Raw genomic sequence first — 25,469 nt, forward strand, 5'->3', positions numbered from 1 at the left:
GATGAGGGCGAGCGTGGGCGACAAGCTGCTGGTGCACGGCCGGACCGTCGGTCATCACGACCGCACGGCCGAGGTCCTCGAGGTACGGGGGGAGAACGGCGCTCCCCCGTACAAGGTGAAGTTCGACGACGACGGTCACGAGGCCCTGATGTCGCCGGGCCCCGACACCGTCGTACGCCACCATCCGGAGCCGGGGACCGGCTGAGTCCCCGCTACCGGCCGAGTTCCCGCTTCGGCGGACGGATCCCGGTCGGGTAGTGATCGGCCACCACGGTGGTCATCGCCCCGATCGGGTCCGCGGCGACCTCCTTCGCGGAGAAGAAGCAGTGACCGCCGACCGCGGGGTAGGTGCGGGCCAGGGCCAGGTGACGTGAGAGCTCCCGCGGGTCCTGCCAGGCCGCGGGCTGGGCCGGATCGCCCGCCTTGTAGAGCGCCTCGCCGATGTAGAGGCCGACGCCGGTGTCCCGGACCACCGCGTCCCACCAGGGCAGCAGCTTGGCGTAGTCGGCGGCGGGCAGCCCGATGTTCCAGTACAGCTGGGGGATCACGTAGTCGATCCAGCCCTCCCGGATCCACTTCCGGGTGTCGGCGTACAGGTCGTCGTAGGTCTGGACGCCCGCGCGGGTGTCCGAGCCCTCCGGGTCGGTGGCGATGTTCCGCCAGACCCCGAAGGGGCTGATGCCGAAGGCCGTGTGCTTCTTGGTCTCCTTGATCCGGGCGGCCATCTCCGAGACCAGCAGATCGGTGTTGTTCCGCCGCCAGGAGGCCTTGTCGGGGAAGTCCCCGCCGTACCGGGCGTACGCCTCGTCGTCGGCGAAGACCTGCCCGGCCACCGGGTACGGATAGAAGTAGTCGTCCCAGTGCACGGCGTCGATGTCGTAGCGGCGCAGCGCGTCCAGCATCGCGTCCTGGACGAAGCTCCGGACCTCGGGCAGCCCCGGGTTGTAGTAGAGCTTCCCGCCGTAGGGCAGCACCCACTCCGGGTGGAGCCGGGCCGGATGGCTCGCGACGAGCCGGCTCGGGTCCGTGTGATTCGCCACGCGGTACGGGTTGAACCAGGCGTGCAGTTCGAGCCCCCGCGCGTGCGCCTCGTCGACGGCCGTCCCCAGCGGGTCCCAGCCGGGATCCCGGCCCTGCGTGCCGGTCAGGTACTGCGCCCACGGCTCGTACGGCGAGGGCCACAGCGCGTCGGCGGTCGGCCGGACCTGGAGCACCACCGTGTTGAGCCGGCGCTCGACGGCCGTGTCCAGGTGGGCGAGGAGCTCGGCGCGCTGCCGTTCGGCGGGCAGACCGGCCCGGGAGGGCCAGTCGCGGTTGGCGACCGTCGCCAGCCACATGCCGCGGAACTCCCGCCCCCGGTGCGGCTTCCCCCGTACCGGCCGCGGCTTCCCCCGTAACGACTGCTCGGCGCCGGCGGCCGACGCCACTGTCGTTCCCGTCACGGCGAGCACCGCTCCGGTGGCGCCGGCCACGAACCCTCTTCTGCCGATAGGCCGCACTTGTACCCCTCCTGTGTCGGATACGTCACACGCACCCGGACAGCATGCCCGCCCCGGACGATCGATCATCGGTTAATGAGCGGTAACGTCGTGGGGGTAGAGGCGGGCGCACCCGGAATCACACGGGCCCCCCGCCGCCGAGAAGAGCGAAAGGCACGAGGTGACGGACTCCATGGCCGACATTGAGCGCGTCGGAGTGGTGGGCTGCGGCCAGATGGGCGCGGGCATCGCAGAGGTGTGTGCCCGGAGCGGGCTCGAGGTGAAGGTCGCCGAGACCACCGGCGAGGCACTGGAGATCGGCCGCACCCGGCTCTACAACTCGCTGAACAAGGCCGCCGAACGCGGCAAGATCAGCGAGGAGGAGCGCGACGCGACGCTCGCCCGTCTCAGCTTCACCACCGACCTGGGCGAGTTCGCCGACCGCGACCTCGTCATCGAGGCGGTCGTCGAGAACGAGCAGGTCAAGACCGAGATCTTCCAGGTCCTCGACCAGGTGATCACCCGGCCGGACGCCATCCTGGCCTCGAACACCTCCTCCATCCCGCTGGTGAAGCTGGCCGTGGCGACCTCCCGCCCCGACCAGGTCATCGGCATCCACTTCTTCAACCCGGCCCCGGTGCAGAAGCTCGTCGAGCTGATCCCGGCCCTCACCACCTCCGAGGGCACGATCAGCCGGGCCCAGGCCTTCGCGGAGAAGGCGCTCGGCAAGCACGCCATCCGCGCCCAGGACCGCTCCGGCTTCGTGGTCAACGCGCTGCTCGTGCCGTACCTGCTCTCGGCGATCCGGATGTTCGAGTCGGGCATCGCGAGCCGCGAGGACATCGACAACGGCATGGAGTTCGGCTGCGCCCACCCGATGGGCCCGCTGAAGCTCTCCGACCTGATCGGCCTGGACACGATCGCCTCGATCGCCGACTCGATGTACTCCGAGTTCAAGGAGCCGCTGTACGCCGCTCCCCCGCTGCTCCAGCGCATGGTGGACGCGGGCCGTCTCGGCCGGAAGACGGGCTCGGGCTTCTACCCGTACTCCTGAATCCTGAACGACCCTCCCAAGACCCGGAGTCGGCGTCGCGACCCCTGACGCCGTCACTCCGGCCGGACGGCCCGTGTCCCCGCACAGGTACGGGCCGTCCGGCACTTCGCTCCCCGTGTCTCAGCCGAGGCGCAGATGGTGGAGCATCAGCAGTCCGGCGGCCATGTTGGCGGCCGGGATCTCGCCCCGGGCGATCATGTCGGGGATCTGTTTCAGCGGGATCCAGGCCCGCCGCGAGGACTCGAACGCGTCCTCCGGCGGTCCGGTGTAGGTGGCCCGCTCCGCCCAGTAGAGGTGGTGCCGGGCGTCCGTCAGGCCGTTCGAGGGCTCGACGGTGAGGAGATGGCGCAGCGGCCCCGGCCGCCAGCCGGTCTCCTCCTCCATCTCGCGTGCGGCGGCTGCCTCGACGTCCTCGCCGTCCTCGACGACACCGGCGGCCAGCTCCCAGCCCCAGCTGTCGGTGATGAAGCGGTGGCGCCAGAGCATCAGGACTTCGTCGGCCTCGTTGACGGCCGTCGCGACGGCGACCGGGCGGAGCCGGATCAGATAGTGGTCGAGGTGGCGGCCGTCCGGGAGTTCGACGTCCGCGAGGTTCACTCGGAACCAGCGATTCTCATAGACGGAGCGTTCGCTCAGTTTCGTCCACTGCACGTTCTTGCCACCTTCCGATCGGTCGGTGCTTGTTTGGTGGCAATATCGCAGCAGTTGACGGCTCACAGGGGAACGCGCAGCGCCCCTTCGATGAGAGCGGCCGCCTCCCGGGCGTCCACGCCGCCGCTCGCGAGGAGATGCTCCCGCACCTGCGTGAGCCGGTCCCGCAGCCGCCGCGACTCCATTCCCCGCGCCCGCTCCGTCATCTCCACCGCCGTGCGCGCCGCCCCGTCGGCCTCCCCCTGCCGCAGCTCGATCTGGCACAGCATGGCGAGCCGGTGCACCCGGCCCCGGTCGTGCGAGGGCATCCCCACCGCCTCCGCGGCGTGCTCGTGGGCAGCGTCGAGTTCACCCAGACCGAGGAGTGCCTCCGCCACCTGCACGTTGACGAACCCCGGCTGGACATAGCCGGTCTCGACCGGCTCCTCCCCCGGGCTGATCCGCTCGGCCGCCGCCTCGGCCCGCCGGATGCAGGCCAACGCGGCCGCCCCGTCGCCCAGATGCGCGTACGCCTTCGCCTGCATCGCCGTCAGATCGGCGGCGAGCGCCGGAGTGATCTGCCGCCCCGCTGCCCGCAGCGCCGCCTCCGCGAAGGCCACCGCCTGCCGGTACTCCCCCATGAACAGCGACTGGTTGACCAGCAGCGCGATCACGTACGCGCCGAGCCCCCGGTCCCCGCTCGCCTTCGCGAGCCGCAGCGCCTGGTGGAAGTACCGCTGGGCCAGGCCGTGCGCGTCCGCGTCGTACGCGCAGATCCCGGCCACCGCGACGAGCCCGCCGGTGGCCCGGTGCAGCTGCCGGCCCAGCGCGTCGCTGTACGCGCCCCGGAGCAGCGGCGCGGTCTCGGTGTTGAGGAAGCCGACGATCCGGGCCCGGGTCGCGATGCCGCCGGCCCTGCGGTACATCTGCTCGTAGTGCGAGCGGGCGGCGCTCAGGACGGTGATGTCGGCCGCCGAGACCGTCGTCCGGCCCGTACGGGAGACGTCCACGTCCTCCGGCGGGTTCTCCCACTCCCACACCGGCATCACCGCCGGAGTGCCGGTGACGGCCGGGGCGGCGACTATGTGCGGCCGCTGCTGCTCGTCGGAGCGCCACAGGGCGGCCGCCCGCTCCACGAAACCGGACAGCGGCGAACCGGCCGCCGGCGGCGGACCGCCCGGCACCCCGAGGCCGATGTCGTCCAGGGTCACCTGCCGGCGCAGCCGGGCGGCGAGCACCTCGCAGATCAGGTCGGGCACCTGGCCGCGCGGCCGCTGGCCCTTCAACCAGCGGGCCACGGCGGTGTGTTCGTACCGCAGGGCGAGGCCCCTGGCCCGGCCCGCCCGGTTCACATGGGCGGCCAGGCCGGCGTTCGAGACGCCCGCTTCGTCGAGCAGGGCGTCGAGCAGGGTGTTGGGCTGCATGGCCGCTCCGGTCGCTCGCATGGCCGCTCCGCTCGCTTGTGTGGCCGCTCCGCCCGCTCGGTGAACTCAGCGTAGCGGCGGCCGATTTCGCACGGGGTGTGAACGAAGTACCCGTTCTCCCGGTCCGCGTACTCTGCCACGCTCGTCCCGGCCCCGGTTGACTGTGCTTCTCGCCGCAAGGCGACGACCGGGCCGCCGGCTCCCCCTCGTACAGTGCGGCCGCCCGGTCCGCGTCGCCCGCCCCGCTGATCTGCCCGACACTCCGTGGCGGGGCGGGCGGCGCCGGCCCCGGCCCCCTCCGCTCAACAGTGGGAGGAGGGGGCGGGCCGGGGGCGGCGCAGCCCGGGTTCGGCGGGCTGCGCCGGCACCCGGACACGGTCGTTGCGTACGACGAGGAGCGCGATGTCGTCGGCGATCCGGCCGCCCGTGTGATGCAGCAGCGCGGACTGGACCCGGTGGACCAGGGCGGCGGGCGCCTCGCCGGGCACCCCGGCCAGCGCGGCGTCCAGCGCGAAGAACCGGCCCCGGTGGTCACGGGCCTCCTCCGCGCCGTCGGTGTGCAGGACCAGCGTCTCGCCGGGCAGCAGCCGGGCCGCGGTGTACGGGGCGATCGCGGCGGGCAGCGGCAGCACCCCGAGCGGGGGCAGCGGGTCCCCGACCGGGAGCCGCTCGGCCCGCGGTCCGAGGCGGTACGGGCCGGGGTGGCCGCAGTTGAGGACGGCGAGCCGCCCGTCGGGACGGACCTCCACGAGCAGCAGGGTGACGAACTCCTCCGCCGCCGGGTGCTCGGGCTCCGCCCCGGCCCGCGCCGGGTGCTCGTCCCGCGCCCGCTCCCGCAGATGGCGCTCCAGTGCCCGCTCCAGGCGCCGCAGCACACCGGCGAGTTCGGGCTCGTCGTGGGCCGCCTCGCGGAAGCTGCCGAGCACCGCGACGACCGCGCCGAGCGCGGCGAGCCCATGGCCCCGGACGTCCCCGATGACGATCCGTACCCCGTAGGGGGTGGCCACCGCCTCGTACAGGTCCCCGCCGACGGACGCGCCCCGGGAGGCGGACAGCTGCCCGGCGGCGAGCGCGAGGCCGTCGAGGCGGGACGGGGGCGGGCGCAGCAGGACGCGCTGGGTGGCGGCCGCGACGGCCCGGGCCCGGGCCAGTTCCCGTACGAGCCCGTGGCGGATGCCGAGGACCAGCCCGATGCCGACGGTGAGGAAGACGACGCTGGTGGCGATCCGCATGGGGAGCCCCGGCTGCCGGGCCAGCGGACAGCCGAACTTCCACGCCACGGCCACGGCGCCCCAGCCGACGGGAAGAACGAGCGGGGCCGGCCGGCGGAGCCGGGAGCCCTCGGCGAGCAACGACCTGGTACGGATCATGCACGGCCCTTCCCGAGCCCCGACAGCGCCCGAAGGCCCTGCGGCACACAGGTCCGCCCCTGCGGCCGCGTCGATTCTGCCGACCGCGTGGTCCGCCATGGAACACCCTCCGGGGATCTCACCCGAAGGAGTGAGCGCCAGGACCGCGCCGGACCGCGCCACGGTCGCGCCACCCGCACAGACACGGGAATCCCGTACGGGTGCGCAGGCGCGTCGGGCCGCCGACCGGGGCGGTGCGCAGGCACCTCGGGCCGCCGGCCGGGGCGGACCGCCGTACGGCACGGCCCTACGCACGGGTCGCGAGGTCCACGACCCGCGCGTAGAGCCGTTCCGCTCCGGCGAGGTCGCCGCGCCGCTGCCGGACGGCGCCCAGTGCGTTCAGCGACGGGGCGAGGCGGGGGTCGTCGGGGCCGTGGGCCCGCTCGTGGAGACGCACCGCCAGGAGCAGGAGCTCCTCCGCCTCGGTGGGCCGGCCCAGTGCTTCGAGCAGGATGCCCAGGGCCGACGCCGCCTCGGCCGCCTCGGCCGTCTCCGCGGGGAAGGAGCCGGCCGCGGTGCGGGCCAGCCGGAAGGCCGCGCGCAGCTCGCCCTCGGCCTCCGCGTAGCGGCCCTCGGCCTCGCGTCGCCGGGCGCGGGCCAGGTGCCCGCGCACCCTCCGCCGTGTGGTCGTGTCCACGAGGCCGCCCTAGGCGGGAACCTTCGCCCGGGCCCGGCCGCGGCCGGCGGTGTCTCCGGCGAGGTGCTTCACGAGGTGGTCCACCACGTGCTCCGCGTCCCGGCCCGCGCCGCCGACGAGCATCGACGCGAAGGCGTACTGGAAGGCCAGGCCGACGAAGTACAGCCCCGGCGACGAGGCCACCACGCCGCGCCGTTCCAGCGGCCAGCCGTCCTCGCCGGTGACCGGGAGGTCGATCCAGGAGAAGTCCTGCCGGAAGCCGGTGCACCAGACGACGTTCGCGACGTCGAGGACGCGTCCGCCGTCGAGGACCGGGAGACCGTCGCTCACGCCGGTGGTCCGCTCCGGCGCCATCTCGACGCCGACGCGGGTGAGGTCCGCCCGCTTCACGCGGATCAGCGGCCCGCCGTGGGCGCGGACGTCGGGGCGCATCCGGCGGCCGATGGGCGTGCGCAGGGTCAGCACGTGCTGCGCCAGGAACCACAGCACCGGGAAGACCGCGTGCGCCGGCCGGCCCTCGATGTCGAACGGGATCTCGCCGTGGATCGTGCCGCTGAGCACGGTCGGACGGCCGGCCGAGCCCGCCTCGTACGCGATGTCCCCGCCGGAGTGCGAGGCGCCGACCACCAGCACGCCGCCGGGCCGCAGCTGTGCCGGGTTCTTGTAGGCGCTGGAGTGCAGCTGAGTGATGCGCGGGTCGAGCCCGCCGGCGAAGCCGGGGACGTACGGAGTCCGGCCGAACGTGCCCGAGGCGACGACCACGTGGTCGCACAGATAGGTGGTCGTACGCGTCGCCACGGCGTAGCCGCCGTCCGCCCTGCCCACCCGGGTGACCCGCTCACCGGCGCGTACGGGCAGGTGGAAGGTCTCCGCGTACGTCTCCAGGAAGTCGGCCATCTCGTCCTTGGTGGGGAAGGACATCGGCGGCGCGGGAAAACGCATCCCGGGCAGCGAGGCGACCCGCGCCGGGCTGAAGAGCCGCAGGGAGTCCCAGTGGCACCGCCAGTTGTCGCCGACCCGGGCGTTCCCGTCGAGGACCACGAACGGCCGCCCGTACCGGGCGAGGTGGTATCCGGTGGCGAGGCCCGCCTGCCCGGCTCCGATGACGACCGTCTCGATGCGTTCCGTCCTGTCGGTGGGGTTCATCGTCGGCCTCCTCGTTCGTTTCGTGTCATCGACACTAGGAACGTGGGAGCCGTGACCTCTTCGGGAGAACACCCCAATCCCGCGGCCCGCCGGCGATGGGTATTTCTGTCCAATGTGCCGGTGCCCGAGGCCCATCTGCTCGGCCTCGCCGCCGGCGCGGTGCTCCAGCGCACCCGCCCCTGGCCGCTGCCGGGACCGCAGTCCGCCCACCGTCTCGTGGGCCTGCCGCTGTTCGCCGCGGGCGCCTGGCGGATCGCCCGTGCGGTGCGCGCCGCCCGTACCACCGCCCTCGCCGATCCGGACCTGCTCGTGGTGACGGGGCCGTACGCCGCCGCGCGGAACCCCATGTACGTCGGCTGGGCGCTGCTGCACCTCGGCGCGGCGGTGGCCGGCGGCTGGGGCTGGATGCTCGTGTCGTACCCGCCGGTCGCCGCGTGGATGCACGGGGAGGTGCTGCGCGAGGAGCGCGCGCTCGACGACGCCTTCGGCGCGGAGTACCGGCGCTACCGGGCCGCCGTGCCCCGCTACCTGCCCCGGCTCACCAGGTCGTGCTCGTAGGCGTAGGCCGTGGCCGCGGCCCGGGAGCCCAGGTCGAGTTTGGCGAAGATGTTGCTCAGATGGCGGGCCACGGTCTTCTCGCTGAGGACCAGCTCCTCGGCGATCGCGTGGTTGGTGCGGCCGGTGGCGACGAGACGCAGGACCTCCAGCTCCCGGGGGCTGAGCCCGGCCCCAGACCGGGGCCGCTCGTCGGTGAGGGCGTCCAGCCGGGCCAGGTCCGGGGCCGCGCCGAGCCGCAGGAACACCTGGCGCGCCACGTCCAGCTCAAGCCGGGCCGTGCCCACGTCTCCCAACCGCCGCCGGGCGAGGGCGAGCAGCACGATGGAACGCGCGCGGTCGTACGGCGCCTCCAGCTCGCCCCAGGTCCGACAGGCGTCCAGCAGGACGTCGAGCGCGGCCGCGGCGTCGTCCTCGGCCAGGAGCACCGCCCCGCGCGCATGGGCGGAGACGGCGCGCAGCAGCGGGGCGCCGATGTCCTCGGCGATCCGCGACAGCTCCTCCGAGGCGGCCCGTGCCCCGGGCACGTCGTCGGCGGCCAGCACGATCTCCACGTACGCGGCCAGGAGCCTCGCCCGGCCCAGCCGGTCCCGCCTCTCGTCCGCCGCGCCCCGGATCGCCGCGACGGCCTCGTCGACCCGGCCCTGTGCCATCCACAACTGCGCGAGCCCGGGCTGTGTCCGGTGACCGCACTCGCCGGCCCGCCGGTAGCCCTCCTCCGCGCGGGCGAACGCGCCGCGCACCCGGTGCAGCTCGGCCTGCTGGTAGCGGGCCATGCCGAGCGCCGGCCGGTTCGGCGGCTCGGAGAGCCGTTCGCAGGCCCGCCGTGCCTCCTCCATCGCGTCCGGCCACGCCCCTCGGGTCTGGAGGACCTGGGAGCGGTGGACCAGGCACTGCCCGCGGTAGGGCACGAGGTCCGGCTGGGCCGCGCACCAGTCGGCCAGCGCCGCCGTCCACTCCTGCGCGCGACGCAGGTCGAAGATCTCCTGGCAGGCCTCGATCGTGCTGCAGTAGATCATCCCGGTCACCAGGGGCGACAGCTCGCCGGACGCGACCGCGACCATGGTCTCGTCGAGCAGCGCCACCCCGGCCGAGGGGTCGCCGCCGGCGATCAGGGCCCGGCCCTGGCCGTGCCGGGCCAGGGCCACCAGGTCCGGGTCCTCGAAGCGCTCCCCTGTCGCGGCGGCCTCGCCGAAGGTGGCACGCGCCGTCGCGGGGTCCTTGTGGACGAGCCGCATCCCTTCCGGGAACAGCAGATAGCCCCGCTCCACGCAATCGATCCCGGCGTCGTCGAGGAGCCGTCGCGCCCGGGCGAGCCAGCCGCCGCCGCGGGCCGTCTCACCGCGCAGGAGCAGGGGCACGGCCAGCCAGAAGGCGCACCGCACCGCCGCCGCCGTCCGGCCGACGCCCAGATACGCCTGGTGCGCCCGCTCGGTCGCCGCGGCGCACTCCGCGTCGCGTCCGACCAGATAGGCGGCGGTGGCGAGCCGCACGAGGTCGTCGGGCCCCAGCGGCTGGGCGTCGTCGGCGTCCGCGAATCCGGTGTGGGCCTCCGACCACGCCTGGCGGGCGAAGGCGTCCCGGGCGCGTTCGAGTTCCGCAGCCACGTCCATGACGCCTCCCACGACCATTGCACCTCACGGCCGCGGTCTTGTCAGGCGGGACCGCGGGAGGCCCGGCCGGGGTGAACGCCGGAGCCGGCACGGACCGACGCACAGAGGGGGCCGGCCCGGTGACCTCCGGGCCGGCCCCCTCCTGGGGTGCGCGTGATCAGGCGCCGCGCAGGACGGCTCCCGTGCGCTCGGTGGCCAGGGCCACCGCGGCGTCGCGGGCCGCGCTGGCCTCGTCGACGGTCAGGGTGCGGTCCTCGGCGCGGAACTTCAGCGCGTACGCCAGGGACTTGCTGCCCTCGCCGAGCTGGTCGCCGGTGTAGACGTCGAACAGCCGGATGGACTCCAGGAGCTCACCCGCGCCCTCGACGAGGGCGGCCTCGACGTCGGCGGCCGGGACGCCGGAGGCGACGACCAGGGCGACGTCCTGGGTGGCGACCGGGAAGGAGGAGATCCGGGGGGCCTTCACGGGACCCTCGTTCGCCTTCTCCAGGAGGTCCAGGTCGATCTCCATCGCGCAGGCGCGGGCCGGGAGGCCGAACGCCTTCACCACGCGCGGGTGGAGCTCGCCGGCGTGGCCGACGAGGACCTTCTCGCCGTCCACCTCGACGTGGAACGCGGCGCAGCGGCCCGGGTGCCAGGGCGCGTGCTGGTCGGCGCTGATGATCAGCTCGACACCCGCCTCGGCGGCCACGGCCCGGCCGGCCTCGATCGCGTCCGCCCAGTCGGACGGACGGCCCTTGCCCCACCAGCCGGCCTGCTCGCGCGCACCGGCGAGGACGACGGCGGCGCGGCGCGGCTGCTCGGGCAGCGCGGCGTTGACCGAGGCGATCTGCTCGTCGGACGGACGGCGGTCGACGGGCAGCCGGACGGCGACGCCCGGCTGGCCCTCGGTGGGACGGAAGACCAGACCGGTCTCGAAGAGCGCCAGGTCGTGGCTGCCGCGGCTGTCGTTGCGGCGGAGCGCGCCGAGCAGGCCCGGGAGCAGCGTCGTACGGAGCGCGGGCTCCTCGTCGGAGAGCGGGTTGACCAGCTTCACGAGGCGGCGACGGGCGTCGTCGGCGTCGAGACCGAGGTGGTCCAGGGCCTGCTCGCCGATGAACGGGTAGTTCAGCGCCTCGACGTAGCCGGCGCCGGCGAGGGCGCGGCCCACCCGGCGGTGGGTGCGCTGGCGCTCGGTGAGCCCGCGGCCGGCCGGGGGCTTCGGCAGCGTGGAGGGCAGGTTCTCGTAGCCCTCCAGACGGATGACCTCTTCGGCCAGGTCGTTCGGCACGTAGAGGTCGGGACGCCACGACGGGACGGTGACGACGAGCTCGTCCTGGCCGTAGACGTCGCAGCCGACCTCCTGGAGGCGGCGGACGACGATCTCGCGGCCGTAGTCGACGCCCGCGACCTTGTCCGGGTGGTTCGCCGGCATGGTGATGCTGTGCGGCGCGGACGGGGCGGCGATCTCGGTGACGCCGGCCTCGGCCGTGCCGCCTGCGAGGAGCACGAGCAGGTCGACCGTGCGCTGCGCCGCCGCGGCGGCGGCCTGCGGGTCGACACCGCGCTCGAAGCGCTTGGACGCCTCGGAGGCCAGCTTGTGGCGGCGGGCCGTGCGGGCGATCGAGATCGCGTCGAAGTGCGCGGCCTCGATGACGACCTCGGTGGTGCCGGTGACGATGCCGGTCTCCGGGTCGGTGACCGGGTCGGCGATCTCGGTGTTGGCACCGCCCATGACACCGGCGAGGCCGATCGGCCCGCGGTTGTCGGTGATGACCAGGTCCCCGGAGTCGAGGACGCGCGCGGTGCCGTCGAGGGTGGTGAACTTCTCGCCGGCGGCGGCGCGGCGGACCCCGATGGGGCCGTCGATCCGGCTGCGGTCGTAGGCGTGCAGCGGCTGGCCGAGCTCGATCATCACGTAGTTGGTGATGTCGACGGCGAGCGAGATCGGGCGCATGCCGACCTTCTGCAGGCGGCGCTGCAGCCAGATCGGGCTGCGGGCCTCGGGGTCGAGGCCGACGACCGTACGGGCCGTGAAGCGGTCGCAGCCGATCGGGTCGGCGATCTGGACCGGGTAGCCGTACGAGTTGGGCGCGGGCACGTCGAGGAGCGCCGGGTCGCGCAGCGGCAGGCCGTAGGCGGTGGCCGTCTCGCGGGCGACGCCGCGGATCGAGAGGCAGTAGCCGCGGTCCGGGGTGACGGCGATGTCGAGGACCTCGTCGAAGAGCTCCAGGAGGACCGTGGCGTCGGTGCCGACCTCGTGCTCCGGCGGCAGCACGATGATGCCGTGCGTGCCGTCGTCGCCCATGCCGAGCTCGTCGCCGGAGCAGATCATGCCCCGGGAGACCCGGCCGTACGTCTTGCGCTCGGCGATCCGGAAGTCCCCGGGGAGCACGGCGCCGGGCAGGGCCACGACGACCTTGTCGCCCTCGGCGAAGTTCCGGGCGCCGCAGATGATCTCCTGGGGCTCGCCGGTGCCGTTGGCCTGCCCGACGTCGACGGTGCAGAAGCGGATGGGCTTCTTGAACTCCGTCAGCTCCTCGATGGTGAGGACCCTGCCGACCACCAGCGGGCCGGTCAGGCCGGCGCCGAGCGGCTCGACGGTCTCGACCTCGAGGCCTGCCGAAATGAGCTTGGCCTGGACGTCACGTCCGGTCTCCGTCGCCGGCAGGTCGACGTACTCCCGCAGCCAAGAAAGCGGGACCCGCATCAGATCTCCATCCCGAACGGCCGGGTGAACCGGACGTCACCCTCGACCATGTCTCGCATGTCTTCGACGTTGTGGCGGAACATCAGCATCCGCTCGATGCCGAACCCGAAGGCGAATCCGCTGTACTTCTCGGGGTCGACACCGCAGGCGACGAGCACCTTCGGGTTGACCATGCCGCAGCCGCCGAGCTCGATCCAGCCCTCGCTGCCGCAGGTGCGGCAGGGCCGGTCCGGGTTGCCGACGGACTCGCCGCGGCAGACGTAGCAGAGCATGTCCATCTCTGCGGACGGCTCGGTGAAGGGGAAGAAGTTCGGCCGCAGCCGGGTCTTCATGTCCGGGCCGAAGAGCGCCTGGACCATGTGGTCGAGGGTGCCCTTGAGGTCGGCCATGGTGAGGCCCTCGTCGACGGCGAGCAGCTCGATCTGGTGGAAGACCGGGGTGTGCGTGGCGTCGAGCTCGTCGGTGCGGTAGACGCGGCCGGGGCACACGACGTAGACCGGGGGCTCCCGGTCGATGAGCGTGCGGGCCTGGACCGGCGAGGTGTGCGTACGGAGCACGACGCCGGACTCGTCGCCGGACGTCCCCTCGGGACCCTGGACGAAGAAGGTGTCCTGCATCTGCCGGGCCGGGTGGTCCGGGACGAAGTTGAGGGCGTCGAAGTTGAACCACTCCGCCTCGACCTCGGGGCCCTCGGCGACCTCGTAGCCCATGGAGACGAACACGTCGGCGACGCGCTCCATGAGCGTGGTCAGCGGGTGCCGGGCACCGGCCGGGACGCGGTCGTACGGCAGGGTGACGTCGACGGCCTCCTCGACGAGGACGCGCGCGTCGCGCTCGGCCTCCAGCTCGGTCTGCCGGGCGGCGAGCGCCTTCGAGACGACGCCGCGGGCCTGGCCCACGAGCTTTCCGGCGGCGGCCTTGGCCTGCGGCGGCAGGGCACCGATCTCCCGGTTGGCGAGCGCCAGCGGCGAGGTGCCACCGGTGTGCGCCGTCTTCGCGTGCGCGAGCGCGTCGAGGTCGCCCGCGGCGGCGAAGGCGGCGAGCGCCTCGTCCCGCATGCGCTCGATCTCTTCCGGTTTCAGTGCCTCGACCTCAACCGGGTCGTACGACTTATTGGGTGCGGACATCTCTTCCCGTGCTTCCGTTGGCTGGCTGGGCGGCCCCGCTCGACGTCAAGGGCGCAAACGTGCCAAAGGACGAGTCTAACGGGGCGCGGGGACGCGAATGAGCCCGTGGGCAGGCCGGGCGGCCACTGATCTCGTACGGTCTCGGCTGGTGAGACGTCAGAGGAGGTGGGCCGGGGTGCCGACGGGCAGGATAAATCGGAACTCTGCCCCGCCACGGGGGCCACGTCCGACGGTGATGGTGCCGCCGTGGGCCTCGACGACGCCCTTGACGATATAGAGGCCGAGACCGGTGCCGCCGCGTTTGCTGCCGCGCCAGAAGCGGGTGAAGACGCGGCTCATCGACGCTTCCGGGATGCCGGGTCCCTCATCGCTCACGGTGACCTCCGTCCCCTCTTCCCCGTCGTCGCCCAGCGTGGTGGGTGCCACCTCGATGGTGACGGTTCCGTCGCCGTGGCGCACGGCATTTTCGAGGAGGTTCCCGAGGATCTGGTCGATCTTGTCGGGGTCGGCCCAGAGCGCGGGCAGCTGTGGCCTGATCCGTACGAAGAAGCGGTCCGGGGACTGGCCGCCGGTGGTGTGCACCTGGATGTGCCGGCCGACGGCGGCGGCGATGTCGACGGGCTGGCGGCGCACTTCGAGGCGGCCGGAGTCGATCCGGGAGATGTCGAGGAGTTCGGCGATGAGCCGCTTGATGCGGCCCGCGTCGGCGTCGACCGTCTCCAGCATGAGCCGCTTCTGCTCGTCGTTGAACCGCTCCCACTTGTCGAGGAGGGTGGCGGTGAAGCCCTTCACGGAGGTGAGCGGGGAGCGCAGCTCGTGCGCGACGGTGGCGATGAGCTCGGCGTGGCTGCGTTCGGTGCGGCGGCGCGCCTCGGTGCCGCGCAGGGAGACCACGACCCGGCGGACGGGTCCGGTGGGGTGCTCGCGGACGTACCGGGCGGAGACGAGGACCTCGCGGCCGCCGGGGAGCAGCAGGTTGCGCTCGGGCTGGCCGCGGCGGGTGGAGAGTCCGCCGTACGGATCGGTCAGGGCCCACCAGCGGCGTCCCTTGAGGTCCTCCAGGGGCAGCGCCTGGTCCAGCGGGAGGCCGAGGGCCCGGTCGGCGCGGACGGCGGTGATGCGGCCGGCGGCGGCGTTGAAGCAGACGACGCGGCCGGTCTCGTCGGCGATGACGAGACCGTCGGGCAGGTCGTCGGGATCGAGCCCCGCGAACCCCGCGGGCGGCGCGGGCTCGGGCGTCTTCGGGGCGTGCGGCGCGGCGCTCCGTGCCTGTGCGGGACTGTCCGTGCCGACCGTCATCCCCGTTCCCCACCCCTTCGTGTAGCGCAGTGGGCCCCCGAGTCCGTCACTCTACTGGGCGGGGAGGGCGGAATGGACCCTTCAGGCGGAGGTTCGCGGACGCTGGGCGCGAGCGGAGGCGTACAGGCAGACCGCGGCGGCGGTGGCGAGGTTGAGGCTCTCGGCCTTGCCGTGGATCGGGACGCGGACGACGGCGTCGGCGAGCGCCCGGGTCTCCTCGGGCAGCCCCCAGGCCTCGTTGCCGAAGATCCAGGCGGTGGGCCCGCCCATGGTGCCGGCGTCGAGCTCGTCGTCGAGGTCGTCCTGGCCGGCCCCGTCGGCGGCGAGGATCCGTACGCCCGCGCCCTTGAGTCCGGCGACGGCCTGCTCGACGGGGACGCCGACGGCCACCGGCAGGTGGAAGAGGGAGCCGACGGAGGCGCGGACGGACTTGGGGTTGTAGAGGTCGACGGAGGCGTCGGTGAGGACGACGGCGTCGGCGCCGGCCGCGTCGGCGCAGCGCAGTACGGTGCCGGCGTTCCCGGGGTCGCGGACGTGCGCGAGGACGGCGACCAGCTTGGGCTTGGCGGCGATGATCTCCTCGAACGGCGAGTCGAGGAAGCGGCAGACGCCGACGAGGCCCTGCGGGGTGACGGTCTGGGAGACCTCGGCGAGGACGGCGTCGGAGGCGAAGTGGACGCGGGCGCCGGCCGCGCGGGCGGCGTCGACGATGGCGGCGTAGCGCTCGGCGGCCTCCACGGTGGTGAAGAGCTCGACGAGGGTGGGCTCTCCGGTGCTGCCGCGGTGCTCGACGGCCTCGCGGACGGCCTGGGGGCCCTCGGCGATGAAGAGGCGGTCCTTGCCCCGGAAGTTGCGCTTGGCGAGCCGCCGGGCGGCGACGACGCGCGGGGAACGCGGGGAGATCAGCTCGGGGGTGACCATGAGGTGCGGCGGTTCTCTCTTCGGTGCCGGTGGCGCTGCGGGCCGGGACTACGGGTTCTCGGGGCCGACGCACCCGGACCCGCAGGCGCGAGCGCGCTGCGGGTCCGGGCAGAAGTACTGCGGGCCTGGAAGATCAGGCGGCGACCTTCGGGGCGTTGACGTCGGCCGGGAGGGCCTTCTGCGCGACCTCGACCAGCGCGGCGAACGCGTTGATGTCGTTGACGGCCAGCTCGGCGAGGATCTTGCGGTCCACCTCGATGTTGGCGGCCTTCAGACCCTGGATGAGGCGGTTGTACGTCATGCCGTTCTGGCGGGCAGCGGCGTTGATGCGCTGGATCCACAGCTGACGGAAGTCGCCCTTGCGCTTCTTGCGGTCGTTGTAGTTGTAGACCAGCGAGTGGGTGACCTGCTCCTTGGCCTTGCGGTACAGGCGCGAACGCTGACCGCGGTAGCCGGAGGCCGCCTCGAGGATCGCCCGGCGCTTCTTGTGGGCGTTGACTGCCCGCTTGACGCGTGCCACTTGTTAACTCCTTGTAGCGGGGTCGTGGTTGGACTCACACGACCCGAAAAACGAATGGGTCCCGGACTTGGCCGGAAGCCCCCGTCGCCGAGGGCGGGTGATCAGATCAGATGCCCAGCATCTTCTTGATCTTGGCCGCGTCGCCCGGGGCCATCTCGGCGTTGCCGGTGAGGCGACGCGTCAGCTTGGACGACTTGTGCTCGAGCAGGTGGCGCTTGCCGGCGCGCTCGCGCAGGATCTTGCCGGAGCCGGTGACCTTGAAGCGCTTCTTGGCACCGGAGTGCGTCTTGTTCTTCGGCATCGCGCCGTATCTCCTCGTCAGTGGCGCTCCCCCCGGTGCGGGCACCGGACATCCGGGAGCGTCAATTCTTCGTTTGGTGGTTCCGGGCGGGGCCCAGGGCTGCCTGGGTGGCAGCCCCTCGGGTCACGCCTCGGGGGTCTCGGCCGGAGCGTCGGCCGGAGCCTCGGCGACCGGGGCCTCGACCGGAGCCTCGGACGTCTCCTCGACGGAGACACCCTGACGCTCGGCCTTGCGTGCGGCCTGGGCCTCACGCGCCTCGGCCATGGCCTCGGTCTTCTTCTTGTGCGGACCGAGAACCATGATCATGTTCCGGCCGTCCTGCTTCGGGTTGGACTCGATGAAGCCAAGCTCCTCGACGTCCGACGCCAGCCGCTGCAGCAGTCGGAATCCAAGCTCGGGGCGGGACTGCTCACGACCACGGAACATGATCGTGATCTTGACCTTGTCACCCTGCTTGAGGAACCGGACGACGTGACCCTTCTTGGTGTCGTAGTCGTGCGGGTCGATCTTCGGCCGGAGCTTCATCTCCTTGATGACCGTGTGCGCCTGGTTCTTGCGCGCCTCACGGGCCTTCATGGCCGACTCGTACTTGAACTTCCCGTAGTCCATGAGCTTGCACACGGGCGGACGGGCGTTCGCCGCGACCTCGACCAGGTCGAGGTCGTACTCCTGTGCGAGCTCCAGGGCCTTGGCAAGCGGAACAATCCCGACCTGCTCGCCGCTGGGTCCGACAAGTCGCACCTCGGGAACGCGAATCCTGTCGTTGATGCGGGGCTCGGCGCTGATGGATCCTCCTCGGTAGCACCACGCGACCGCCTGGCGGACGGACGCGCAACGTCTGTTTCTGAGACCAACCGAGCCGGCGCATGAAAAACGCCCCGGTACAGTACACAGGCGGGGCTCCACGGAAAACCGGAGCACCACCACGGTGAACCGCGGGGCGCACATCGGGCGGCTCCATCGTCCGTACGGAACGATGGGCGCCACCTGACCGGTGACCCGCCACCCGTGAGGGTGGTCAGGTGGGAGTACGGAGCCTCCACTTGTGGGCCGGACACAGAGATGTCCAGCCGGTCGTTACACAAGGTTAGCAGGACCCGGCGGTCAGCGCGAACCGTACGTCCGCTTATCGTGTGGGCATGAGCGAGACGCCCCAGAACGAGTCCACGGAAACCCCCGACTTCGAGAGCATGACCCGCGACATCGCGGAGGTCCCGGCGGTCGAGGTGATCGTGACGGTCGCCGTCAACCTGATGAGCGCCGCCGCGGTGAAGCTCGGGCTCACCGAGGAGGGCGAGAAGCACAAGGACCTCGACGAGGCGCGCAAGCTGATCCACGCGCTCGCGGGTCTCCTGGACGCCGGCGCGACGGAGGTCTCCTCCTTCCACGCCGCTCCGCTGCGGGACGGCCTGAAGTCCCTCCAGCTCGCCTTCCGCGAGGCGTCCCTGATCCCGGACGAGCCGGGCCAGGGACCGGGCGAGAAGTACACCGGACCGGTGTACGGCTAGGAGCCGATCGTCTCCCGGGGTACGGGGGTACGGGGGTCGCCCCCGTACCCCCGGGAGACGGCAGTCACGGGGCCGGTGTACGGCCAGGAGTGCTACCGCTTCACGTAGAAGGGCTCGCCCGGAGGCGTGGCCGAGGCCGGCAGGAGTGCCAGGTCGAGGCCCCGCACCAGGCGGGCCCTCAGTGTTTCGTCGGCGGCCAGGGCGCGGGCCACGCGCTGGGCGGCCTCCGCCGGGGCGGCGTCCTCGGCGAGGACCAGGGCGACGGTGCCGTCGGCGGTGCCGGGCCCCAGGTGGGCGCGGAGCACGGCGGGCTCGGCGGCGACCACGGCGCGCACTGCTTCCCGGACGGCCGGGTCGTCGAGCGGGTCGGTGCTGGAGCGGCCCTCGGCGAGAGCGAGCAGGGCGGAGCCGGTCACCTGGTACGGCACGGGTCCCGCCAGGTCCAGGACCAGGGTGTCGGCCTTCTCGTGGACGAGCGCGGCGAGCGCCTGCCGGGTGGGGACGGCCACGGGGCGGGCCTCCGGGTCCCAGAGGGCGAGCGAGGCGATCGAGGTGAAGGCCGGCAGGGCGCGCCGGTCGCCGGCCGTGAGGGTGGGGACCGCCATGTCGCTCGTCTTCTCCTGCTTCAGGCCCGTCTCGGGGTCGATCTCGACCTCGCCGAGGACGGCGACCACGGGGACGAGCAGCCGGGCCTCCTTCAGGGCTTCGAGGACGGGGCCGTGTGCGGTCCGGTCCTCCGCCCAGGCCGCGAGGGCCGCCGCGAGCCGCGGGTCGGCGGTGCCGTCGTCGTCGGAGAAACCGGGGTCCGGAATGTTCTTGAGCTCCACGCACCGAGCCTAACCGCCGGGTCCCGGCACCCGGCTAGGAGGCCCGGTGGGCGCGGCGGAGTATCACGGCGGTGAGGAGCAGGAGGGCGCCGAGGCCGCCGGCGACGGGGGCGAGCAGGCCGAGCGGGCGGCTCTCCTCGGCGGCGGGGACGGGGCCGGGCCCGAAGTAGCGGCCCCGGTAGCCGGTGGCGGTGTTCTTGGGGTCGCCGCCCTTGATCCGGCCCCCGGCCGCGATCGCGGCGGCCGGGTCGACCGTCCCGTACCCCTTGGCGTCGCTGCGCCCGCCCTTCGGCCGGTTGCGGGCGGTGTCGATGAGGAGCCGCTTGACCTGGGCGGGGGTGAGGTCGGGGTGCGCGGAGCGGACGAGGGCGACGGCGCCGGAGACGAACGCGGCGGCGGCGCTGGTGCCCCAGCCCTCGTAGTAGCGGCGGTCGGGGTCGGCGATGACGATGTCGTCGCCCGGGGCGCTGACGGTGGCGTACCAGCGGCGGGTGGAGAAGGAGGCGTGGGTGCCGTAGCGGTCGACGGCGGCGACGGCGATGACGCCCGGGTAGGCCGCGGGGTACGAGATGTGGTCGCCCTTCTCGCCGCCGTTGCCGGCGGAGGCGACCACGGAGACGCCCTTGGCGAGGGCGTACTGGACGGCGGCGTCCTCGCCCGCGTCGGGGTGGGCGGACTTGGAGTCGTCGCCGAGGGAGAGGTTGATGACGTCGGCGCCGTGGTCGGCGGCCCAGCGGATGCCTTCGGCGAGGGCGGAGCCCCGGGTCTTGCGGGCCTTGTCGCGGGCCTTGTCCGTGGACTCCAGGATGACCCGTACGGGAAGGATCCGGACGTCGGGAGCGACACCGAGCACGCCGTCCCCGCCGCCGGGGCCGTGGCCGTGTCCGGCGATGATGCCGGCCATGGCGGTGCCGTGCCTCGCCCAGGCGCGGTCGCCCTTCGCGGCGCCGAAGCCGACGAGGTCGCGGCCGGTGAGGACGGAACCGGCGAGGTCCGGGTGCTCGGCGTCGACTCCGGTGTCGAGGACGGCGACGGTCACGCCCCTGCCCTTGGTGGTGCGCCAGGCCTCCGTGGTGTGCAGGGCTTCGAGGCCCCACTGGCGGGCCCGGATGGTGTCGGCGTGCGCGGGGGCGGTGGTGGCGGGCAGGACGGAGAAGGCGGCGGCGAGCAGGGCGACCGCGCCGCCGCGGGCCCGGCGGTGGCGGGATCGGATCACCGGGCGTTCTCCTTGGCGGCCGAGGTGGCGGCCGTACGCAGCAGTCGTTCGAGGCGTTCGGTGATGCCCTTGGCCTCGTGGCCGAGGCCGGCCTGGGCGGTGGCGTCGGTACGGTTCGCGGTCATGGCCCGGTCGGCGGGCACGGGACCGCCGTCGATCTTCCTGCCGTCGGCGAAGCCGGAGACGGCGGTGACGACGACGGGGAGGTCGGCGGGGGCGTTCAGCCACCAGGCGGCGCGCTGCGGGGCGCCGAAGCGGGCGGCGACGGTGCCGGGGCCCGCGAGGGCCGGGGGGACGTCCGCCCCGAGCCGGGCGGTGAGGCCCTGACCGAGGGTCTGCTGGGTGGCGGCGTCGTTTCGCGTGAACACCAGACCGACGGTGATGACGCTGCTGGCGGTGGCGTCGGTGTACGTGGCGCGCAGGACGCGCTCGCAGCCGAGGGGCCGGACGGTGGCGAGGAGGCCCTGGGCGAGGACGGCGGGGGTGCAGGGGGCGTCCGGGGCGACGACGATCCGGGTCCAGGTGCGGTCGGCGCCGCCGGGTCCTGCGTCGGGGCCCGCGAGGGTGCGGGGGAAGAGGGCGTCGACGGGGGCGTTGTGCCACAGCTCCTTCGCCTCCGCGTAGCCGACGGGTTCGGCGGGCTTCCCGGGCTCGGCGGCGGCCAGCCACACCCCGGCGAGGGCGCCACCGACGAGCCCGAACCCGAGCACGGCGCAGACGGCGACGGCGATGTTCCGCCCGGTCCGCCGCTCGCGCACGGGCCGCAGCCGCGTGGTGATCTCGACGGGCACCTCGGGCGGCAGGGCACCGGGCCGGTGGGAGGGGCGGTACGGGGGAAGGACGTGCGCCGGCGCGGTCGCACCCGAGGGCCGGGCGAAACCCGGCGGGGGCGGGCGTGGGGGCGCCTGTGGGCCGGATGGGTCCGCCCACGGGCGGGGCGGGGGCGCAGCCGACGGGGTGGGCACGCCCGTTGGCTGCGCGGGGGCGGCCGCGGGCCGGGCGCCGACGTCCGTCGGGCCGGTGGGTCCGGCGGGGCCGCCGGAGGGCTCCTCAGGGGCGGCGGCCGACCAGGCGGAGGCAGCCGTGGGCCGGGTGGGGCTGTCGAAGGTCTCTACGGGGGCGGCCGGAGCGCCCGCCGCCCCGGCGGGGGCGGTCGTGGGCCGGGGGGGCGGGCGGGCGCGCGCGACAGCGGCGACCGCGGGCCGGGCGGGGCCGCCCATGCGCCCGGTCGGGGCGGCCGCGGGCCGGGGCGGCTCGGACGGCAAGGCCGTCGGCGCGGGCGGCGCGGGCGCGGCTCGGACGACCGGCGCGGGGGGCGCGGCAGAGGCAGGCCGTGCGGTCGCGGGCGCGGGCAGCGCGGGCGCGGCAGAGGCAGGCCGTGCGGCCATCGGGGCGGACGCGGTCGTCGGCGCAGCCGGGGCAGGGCGGGTGGCCGACGGCTGCGCCGGGGCCGGTGCCGGGGTCGTCGGCCGTGCCGGGGCCGGCGGCGGGGTCGTCGCGGTGATCGGGCGCAGGCGGGTCGTCGTCTCCACCGGCGGGAGGTCCGAGGCGTCCGTCCTCGGGAGGTCCGGGGCGTCCGTGGTGTCCCGCGGCGGGAGCAGCGCGTCCGTGATGCGGGAGGTCGTGGGGCCGTGCTCGCCCGTCATCCCCGTCCCCCCGCTCGTGTCGACAATGCCCGTCACTCTACGGGCTGTTCCCCCGCGCACGGGAACCCAGGGGCTACCCACCCGTAAACCGGTCTGGCAAGCTCGGGCCATGACTCCCCGTGCCGCCGACCGGGCCCGATACGACCGGGCCACCGCCCATCTCGACGCGCCCGTGGCGATCGTCGACCTGGAGGCCTTCGACGCCAACGCGGCGGACCTCGTGCGCCGGGCCGGGGGCAAGCCGGTCCGGGTGGCGAGCAAGTCCGTGCGGTGCCGGGCACTGCTCGAACGGGTCCTCGCGCGGGACGGCTTCGCCGGGATCATGTCGTTCACGCTCGACGAGTCGCTGTGGCTGGCTCGGGCCGGGTTCGAGGACGTGCTGCTCGCGTATCCGTCGGCGGACCGCGCCGGCTTCGGCGAGCTCGCGCGGGATCCGAAGCTCGCCGCCGCCGTCACCGTGATGGTCGACGACGTGGCGCAGCTCGATCTGATCGACACCGCCCGCGCGGGCGGGACCGAGGAGGTGCGGGTCTGTCTGGAGCTGGACACCGCGCTGCAGCTGTGGGGTGGGCGGATACGGGTGGGAGCCCGGCGGTCCCCGTTGCGGACCCCGGCCGACCTGGCCGAGCTGGCGCGCTCCGTCGTGCGGCGGCCCGGTTTCCGGCTCGTCGGGATCATGGCGTACGAGGGGCATGTCGCCGGGGTCGGGGACGCGGTCGCCGGTCGGCCGCTGCGCTCGCGGGCGATCCGGCTCATGCAGTCGGCCGCCCGCAAGGAGCTCGCCGAGCGGCGCGCCGCCGCGGTGCGGGCCGTCCGGGCGCTCGCACCGGACCTGGAGTTCGTGAACGGCGGCGGTACCGGGAGCGTGCAGCACACGGCCGCCGAGGACGCGGTCACGGAGATCGCCGCCGGTTCGGGCCTCTTCGTGCCGCGCCTCTTCGACAACTACACGTCCTTCACCGGCCGCCCCGCCGCCCTCTTCGCACAGCCGGTCGTCCGCCGCCCCGGCGTGGGCGTGGTGACGGTCCTCGGCGGCGGGTACCCGGCCTCCGGTGCCGCCGGCCCGGACCGGCTGCCCGTCCCGTACCTGCCGGAGGGGCTCCGGTACGACCCCCAGGAGGGTCCCGGCGAGGTGCAGACCCCGCTGCTCGGCTCCCCCGCCGACGATCTGCGGATCGGCGACAAGGTCTGGTTCCGGCACGCGAAGGCCGGGGAGCTGTGCGAGCGGTTCGAGAGCCTGCACCTGGTCGAGGGGGATCGCGTCACGGCGACCGTGCCCACGTACCGGGGTGAGGGACGCACCTTCCTCTGAGACACCTACGGCACCTGGAACGCCTAAGGCACCTGGAACACCGTGTCGAGCTGGTCCGGGACGATGCTGCCGTCCGTGCGCCGGACCGGCTGCGCCGTGCCGTCGCTCGCCGTGTAGCCGGTGGTGGCGCACGGGTACGGCGCCGTCTTCCGCTTCTTCGGCTCGATGAACATGGGGTTCACCAGCCAGCGCCCGTCGCCGTTCTCGTACGCCCGGCACATGAGTTCGTTCTTGTTGCGGTTGAGGACCAGGCGCAGCCCGGTGGCGTCCCTCAGGAACGAGATGTCGGTGTCGGAGTCGCCGGCGGCGAAGACCTGGCGGCGGTCGGCGGGCTGGACGCGCTCGGCGGCGGGGCCCCGGACGCCGAAGACCTCCTGGTTGATCCAGCAGCGTTTGCCGTCGATGTAGGTGATCATCGCGTCCTCTCCGTCCCGGACGCCGCCGCAGCCCTTGAGGTGGGTGGTGAGGCGCCCGTGGGAGGTCGTGTTGCGGATGCCGACGGCGTGGGAGGGGTCGATGCCGACGCCCTCGGCCCAGACGTCGACGACGGGTTCGGGCGAGGCGGAGACGATCCAGACGTCGAAGCCGCCGTCCTGGAGGGCGCGGATCAGATCCCGCTGCTGGTCGTAGTACCGGACCCAGCCGGTGACGCGGGAGCTGCCGACCTGCTGGGTGGCGCCCTGCGGGGCGGCGAGGTTCTCGGCGCGGGCGGCGGACGCGAAGGAGGCCGCCTCGCGGGTGGTCCAGCCGTGCAGGAGCTGGGCGAGCCAGGCGTACTGGGGCTCCATGCGTCGGTGGTCGTAGCCCGTGAAGGCCGTGCTGCCCGCGGTCGTGGCGCCGTTCCCGTACACGGCGAGGAGTTCGTCGGCGCAGCGGGTGTCGGTGGCGGTGGGGAGGGTGCGGACGCCGGTGGGACAGGCCCGGCCGAGGGCGGTCGCGGCCTCGGGGGTGAGGTGGCGGCTGGTGGTGGACCAGTCGCCGTCCTTCGGGGGCCGGACGCGGTCGTTGCGGAGCAGCCAGTAGAAGGTGGCGTCGCCGACGTCGTTCTTGATGACGGTGTTGTCCCAGTCGAAGACCGCGACCGGCTTCCGGCCGCCCTTGTCGTCACAGTGCTCGGCCAGCAGGGCGTCGATGCGGGCCTTGTTGTCGCCGTACCAGCCGTCGGAGACCTTCAGGGTGGGGCACGGGACGGGCCCGGCCTCGGCGTTCGACGCGGGGAGAAGGCCGGTGGCGGCGAGGGCGAGGGCGGCCGCCGCGGCGGAGGTGCGTAGCTTCATGGACGTTCTCCTGTCGGTACGCGCGACAGCCGGGCGCCTTGCGACGCCCGGCTGTCGGGTGGGGGGGGAGGGGTGGCGGCGGCGAGGGTCTAGAGGGGGGTCACGTACGCCCCGGAGATTCCGCCGTCGACGAGGAAGTCGCTGGCGTTGACGAAGGAGGAGTCGTCGCTCGCGAGGAAGGCGACGGCGGCGGCGATCTCCTCGGCCTCGGCGAAGCGGCCGACGGGGATGTGGACGAGGCGGCGCGCGGCCCGCTCGGGGTCCTTGGCGAACAGCTCCTGGAGCAGCGGGGTGTTGACCGGCCCGGGGCAGAGGGCGTTGACGCGGATGCCCTCGCGGGCGAACTGCACGCCGAGCTCGCGGGACATGGCGAGGACGCCGCCCTTGGACGCGGTGTACGAGATCTGGCTGGTGGCCGCGCCCATGAGGGCGACGAAGGAGGCGGTGTTGATGATGGAGCCCCTGCCCTGGCGGCGCATGTAGGGCAGGGCGGCCTTGCAGCAGAGGTAGACGGACGTGAGGTTGACGTCCTGGACGCGCTTCCAGGCCTCCAGGCCGGTCTCCAGGATGGAGTCGTCGTCGGGGGGCGAGATGCCCGCGTTGTTGAAGGCGATGTCGACGGAGCCGTACGTGTCGAAGGCGGTCTTGAACAGGGCCTCGACCTCCTCCGGGTCCGTGACGTCGACCTTCACGAAGGTGCCGCCGACCGCCTCGGCGGCGGCCTTGCCGGCGGTCTCGTCGATGTCGGCGCAGACGACGTTGGCGCCCTCGGAGGCGAGGCGGCGGGCGGTGGCGAGGCCGATGCCGCTGCCGGCTCCGGTGATGACGGCGGTGCGGCCGACGAGGCGGCGGCAGACGATCTCTTGGGTGGTCATGCGGT

The 25,469-nt window shown here is 73.7% G+C and carries 24 protein-coding genes; 5 read left to right on the plus strand and 19 right to left on the minus strand.

Going from position 1 to position 25,469, the window contains the following annotated elements; genetic code table 11:
- The first annotated feature begins 1 nt into the window (after position 1).
- A complete protein-coding gene (locus AB5J54_RS08285; protein WP_369143239.1) occupies positions 2 to 205 on the plus strand; it encodes a DUF1918 domain-containing protein in 204 nt (67 codons plus the stop codon).
- Between the two features lie 7 nt (positions 206 to 212).
- Here the strand turns inward: AB5J54_RS08285 and AB5J54_RS08290 are convergent, their stop codons facing one another.
- A complete protein-coding gene (locus AB5J54_RS08290; protein ID WP_369143240.1) occupies positions 213 to 1,472 on the minus strand; it encodes a glycoside hydrolase family 10 protein in 1,260 nt (419 codons plus the stop codon).
- A gap of 199 nt (positions 1,473 to 1,671) precedes the next feature.
- Here AB5J54_RS08290 and AB5J54_RS08295 point away from each other — a divergent pair, with 199 nt between their 5' ends.
- Positions 1,672 to 2,532: a 3-hydroxybutyryl-CoA dehydrogenase gene (locus tag AB5J54_RS08295; RefSeq protein ID WP_369143241.1), complete on the plus strand. Its 861-nt coding sequence runs from the start codon at positions 1,672 to 1,674 to the stop codon at positions 2,530 to 2,532.
- A 120-nt stretch (positions 2,533 to 2,652) separates the two neighbouring features.
- On the opposite strand, the gene AB5J54_RS08300 is transcribed toward AB5J54_RS08295, so the two are convergent.
- The 5 genes from AB5J54_RS08300 to AB5J54_RS08320 form a co-directional block, all read right to left on the minus strand.
- Complete coding sequence (locus tag AB5J54_RS08300) at positions 2,653 to 3,183, minus strand: NUDIX hydrolase (protein ID WP_369143242.1); 531 nt, start codon at positions 3,181 to 3,183, stop codon at positions 2,653 to 2,655.
- A gap of 62 nt (positions 3,184 to 3,245) precedes the next feature.
- Entirely contained in the window at positions 3,246 to 4,586 is a 1,341-nt protein-coding gene (locus tag AB5J54_RS08305) for a transcriptional regulator (RefSeq protein WP_369149257.1), read from the minus strand.
- A 302-nt stretch (positions 4,587 to 4,888) separates the two neighbouring features.
- Complete coding sequence (locus tag AB5J54_RS08310; protein ID WP_369143243.1) at positions 4,889 to 5,956, minus strand: PP2C family protein-serine/threonine phosphatase; 1,068 nt, start codon at positions 5,954 to 5,956, stop codon at positions 4,889 to 4,891.
- A 286-nt stretch (positions 5,957 to 6,242) separates the two neighbouring features.
- Positions 6,243 to 6,632: a tetratricopeptide repeat protein gene (locus AB5J54_RS08315; protein ID WP_369143244.1), complete on the minus strand. Its 390-nt coding sequence runs from the start codon at positions 6,630 to 6,632 to the stop codon at positions 6,243 to 6,245.
- Between the two features lie 9 nt (positions 6,633 to 6,641).
- Positions 6,642 to 7,778: a flavin-containing monooxygenase gene (locus AB5J54_RS08320; RefSeq protein ID WP_369143245.1), complete on the minus strand. Its 1,137-nt coding sequence runs from the start codon at positions 7,776 to 7,778 to the stop codon at positions 6,642 to 6,644.
- A gap of 120 nt (positions 7,779 to 7,898) precedes the next feature.
- On the opposite strand from AB5J54_RS08320, the gene AB5J54_RS08325 reads away from it, so the two are divergent.
- Entirely contained in the window at positions 7,899 to 8,336 is a 438-nt protein-coding gene (locus AB5J54_RS08325) for an isoprenylcysteine carboxylmethyltransferase family protein (RefSeq protein ID WP_369143246.1), read from the plus strand.
- On the opposite strand, the gene AB5J54_RS08330 is transcribed toward AB5J54_RS08325, so the two are convergent.
- The 8 genes from AB5J54_RS08330 to infC all read right to left on the minus strand — a co-directional run bounded on the left by AB5J54_RS08330 (position 8,303) and on the right by infC (position 17,589).
- Entirely contained in the window at positions 8,303 to 9,946 is a 1,644-nt protein-coding gene (locus tag AB5J54_RS08330; RefSeq protein WP_369143247.1) for a LuxR C-terminal-related transcriptional regulator, read from the minus strand. The genes AB5J54_RS08325 and AB5J54_RS08330 overlap by 34 nt on opposite strands.
- A gap of 157 nt (positions 9,947 to 10,103) precedes the next feature.
- Positions 10,104 to 12,635 (minus strand): phenylalanine--tRNA ligase subunit beta, encoded by a 2,532-nt coding sequence (gene pheT / locus AB5J54_RS08335; protein ID WP_369143248.1) that lies wholly within the window; start codon positions 12,633 to 12,635, stop codon positions 10,104 to 10,106.
- Positions 12,635 to 13,762, minus strand: coding sequence for a phenylalanine--tRNA ligase subunit alpha (gene pheS / locus AB5J54_RS08340; protein WP_369143249.1), 1,128 nt, complete (start codon positions 13,760 to 13,762; stop codon positions 12,635 to 12,637). The genes pheT and pheS overlap by 1 nt, the downstream gene beginning before the upstream one ends.
- Positions 13,763 to 13,918: 156 nt before the next feature.
- Positions 13,919 to 15,061: an ATP-binding protein gene (locus AB5J54_RS08345; RefSeq protein WP_369143250.1), complete on the minus strand. Its 1,143-nt coding sequence runs from the start codon at positions 15,059 to 15,061 to the stop codon at positions 13,919 to 13,921.
- 81 nt (positions 15,062 to 15,142) lie between these two features.
- Positions 15,143 to 15,982 (minus strand): TrmH family RNA methyltransferase, encoded by an 840-nt coding sequence (locus tag AB5J54_RS08350; RefSeq protein WP_369143251.1) that lies wholly within the window; start codon positions 15,980 to 15,982, stop codon positions 15,143 to 15,145.
- A 133-nt stretch (positions 15,983 to 16,115) separates the two neighbouring features.
- Positions 16,116 to 16,502, minus strand: coding sequence for a 50S ribosomal protein L20 (rplT, locus tag AB5J54_RS08355; RefSeq protein ID WP_056566486.1), 387 nt, complete (start codon positions 16,500 to 16,502; stop codon positions 16,116 to 16,118).
- A gap of 106 nt (positions 16,503 to 16,608) precedes the next feature.
- Positions 16,609 to 16,803: a 50S ribosomal protein L35 gene (rpmI, locus tag AB5J54_RS08360; protein WP_015032399.1), complete on the minus strand. Its 195-nt coding sequence runs from the start codon at positions 16,801 to 16,803 to the stop codon at positions 16,609 to 16,611.
- A gap of 123 nt (positions 16,804 to 16,926) precedes the next feature.
- Entirely contained in the window at positions 16,927 to 17,589 is a 663-nt protein-coding gene (gene infC, locus AB5J54_RS08365; RefSeq protein ID WP_369149258.1) for a translation initiation factor IF-3, read from the minus strand.
- 353 nt (positions 17,590 to 17,942) lie between these two features.
- On the opposite strand from infC, the gene AB5J54_RS08370 reads away from it, so the two are divergent.
- Positions 17,943 to 18,311: a DUF1844 domain-containing protein gene (locus AB5J54_RS08370; protein ID WP_369143252.1), complete on the plus strand. Its 369-nt coding sequence runs from the start codon at positions 17,943 to 17,945 to the stop codon at positions 18,309 to 18,311.
- A 92-nt stretch (positions 18,312 to 18,403) separates the two neighbouring features.
- On the opposite strand, the gene AB5J54_RS08375 is transcribed toward AB5J54_RS08370, so the two are convergent.
- Genes AB5J54_RS08375 through AB5J54_RS08385 form a run of 3 tightly spaced genes read right to left on the minus strand, consistent with a single transcriptional unit; the run spans position 18,404 to position 22,000 of the window.
- Complete coding sequence (locus AB5J54_RS08375) at positions 18,404 to 19,138, minus strand: SseB family protein (protein WP_369143253.1); 735 nt, start codon at positions 19,136 to 19,138, stop codon at positions 18,404 to 18,406.
- Between the two features lie 34 nt (positions 19,139 to 19,172).
- Positions 19,173 to 20,354, minus strand: coding sequence for a type VII secretion-associated serine protease mycosin (mycP, locus tag AB5J54_RS08380; RefSeq protein WP_369143254.1), 1,182 nt, complete (start codon positions 20,352 to 20,354; stop codon positions 19,173 to 19,175).
- A complete protein-coding gene (locus AB5J54_RS08385) occupies positions 20,351 to 22,000 on the minus strand; it encodes a hypothetical protein (RefSeq protein WP_369143255.1) in 1,650 nt (549 codons plus the stop codon). Before AB5J54_RS08385 ends, mycP begins: the two co-directional genes overlap by 4 nt.
- 109 nt (positions 22,001 to 22,109) lie before the next feature.
- Between AB5J54_RS08385 and AB5J54_RS08390 the strand changes: the two genes are divergently transcribed.
- Positions 22,110 to 23,312 carry an amino acid deaminase/aldolase gene (locus AB5J54_RS08390; RefSeq protein WP_369143256.1) on the plus strand — a complete coding sequence of 401 codons (1,203 nt, stop codon included), beginning with the start codon at positions 22,110 to 22,112 and terminating at the stop codon, positions 23,310 to 23,312.
- A 23-nt stretch (positions 23,313 to 23,335) separates the two neighbouring features.
- Here AB5J54_RS08390 and AB5J54_RS08395 read toward each other — a convergent pair whose 3' ends face one another.
- Entirely contained in the window at positions 23,336 to 24,589 is a 1,254-nt protein-coding gene (locus AB5J54_RS08395; RefSeq protein ID WP_369143257.1) for a haloacid dehalogenase-like hydrolase, read from the minus strand.
- 89 nt (positions 24,590 to 24,678) lie between these two features.
- Positions 24,679 to 25,464 carry a 3-oxoacyl-ACP reductase gene (locus AB5J54_RS08400; protein WP_369143258.1) on the minus strand — a complete coding sequence of 262 codons (786 nt, stop codon included), beginning with the start codon at positions 25,462 to 25,464 and terminating at the stop codon, positions 24,679 to 24,681.
- Between the last annotated feature and the right edge of the window lie 5 nt (positions 25,465 to 25,469).

This window comes from Streptomyces sp. R44 (assembly GCF_041053105.1).
Taxonomy (GTDB): domain Bacteria; phylum Actinomycetota; class Actinomycetes; order Streptomycetales; family Streptomycetaceae; genus Streptomyces.

Excerpts from the sequence above, each read along its gene's own strand:
- AB5J54_RS08295 (WP_369143241.1), top strand. The coding sequence starts at position 1,672 with ATGGCCGACATTGAGCGCGTCGGAGTGGTGGGCTGCGGCCAGATGGGC.
- AB5J54_RS08350 (WP_369143251.1), bottom strand. The coding sequence starts at position 15,982 with ATGGTCACCCCCGAGCTGATCTCCCCGCGTTCCCCGCGCGTCGTCGCC.
- AB5J54_RS08395 (WP_369143257.1), bottom strand. The coding sequence starts at position 24,589 with ATGAAGCTACGCACCTCCGCCGCGGCGGCCGCCCTCGCCCTCGCCGCC.
- pheS (WP_369143249.1), bottom strand. The coding sequence starts at position 13,762 with ATGTCCGCACCCAATAAGTCGTACGACCCGGTTGAGGTCGAGGCACTG.
- AB5J54_RS08310 (WP_369143243.1), bottom strand. The coding sequence starts at position 5,956 with ATGATCCGTACCAGGTCGTTGCTCGCCGAGGGCTCCCGGCTCCGCCGG.
- pheT (WP_369143248.1), bottom strand. The coding sequence starts at position 12,635 with ATGCGGGTCCCGCTTTCTTGGCTGCGGGAGTACGTCGACCTGCCGGCG.
- AB5J54_RS08370 (WP_369143252.1), top strand. The coding sequence starts at position 17,943 with ATGAGCGAGACGCCCCAGAACGAGTCCACGGAAACCCCCGACTTCGAG.
- AB5J54_RS08330 (WP_369143247.1), bottom strand. The coding sequence starts at position 9,946 with ATGGACGTGGCTGCGGAACTCGAACGCGCCCGGGACGCCTTCGCCCGC.
- AB5J54_RS08305 (WP_369149257.1), bottom strand. The coding sequence starts at position 4,586 with ATGCAGCCCAACACCCTGCTCGACGCCCTGCTCGACGAAGCGGGCGTC.
- AB5J54_RS08285 (WP_369143239.1), top strand. The coding sequence starts at position 2 with ATGAGGGCGAGCGTGGGCGACAAGCTGCTGGTGCACGGCCGGACCGTC.
- AB5J54_RS08345 (WP_369143250.1), bottom strand. The coding sequence starts at position 15,061 with ATGACGGTCGGCACGGACAGTCCCGCACAGGCACGGAGCGCCGCGCCG.
- AB5J54_RS08390 (WP_369143256.1), top strand. The coding sequence starts at position 22,110 with ATGACTCCCCGTGCCGCCGACCGGGCCCGATACGACCGGGCCACCGCC.
- AB5J54_RS08320 (WP_369143245.1), bottom strand. The coding sequence starts at position 7,778 with ATGAACCCCACCGACAGGACGGAACGCATCGAGACGGTCGTCATCGGA.
- AB5J54_RS08400 (WP_369143258.1), bottom strand. The coding sequence starts at position 25,464 with ATGACCACCCAAGAGATCGTCTGCCGCCGCCTCGTCGGCCGCACCGCC.
- AB5J54_RS08385 (WP_369143255.1), bottom strand. The coding sequence starts at position 22,000 with ATGACGGGCGAGCACGGCCCCACGACCTCCCGCATCACGGACGCGCTG.
- rpmI (WP_015032399.1), bottom strand. The coding sequence starts at position 16,803 with ATGCCGAAGAACAAGACGCACTCCGGTGCCAAGAAGCGCTTCAAGGTC.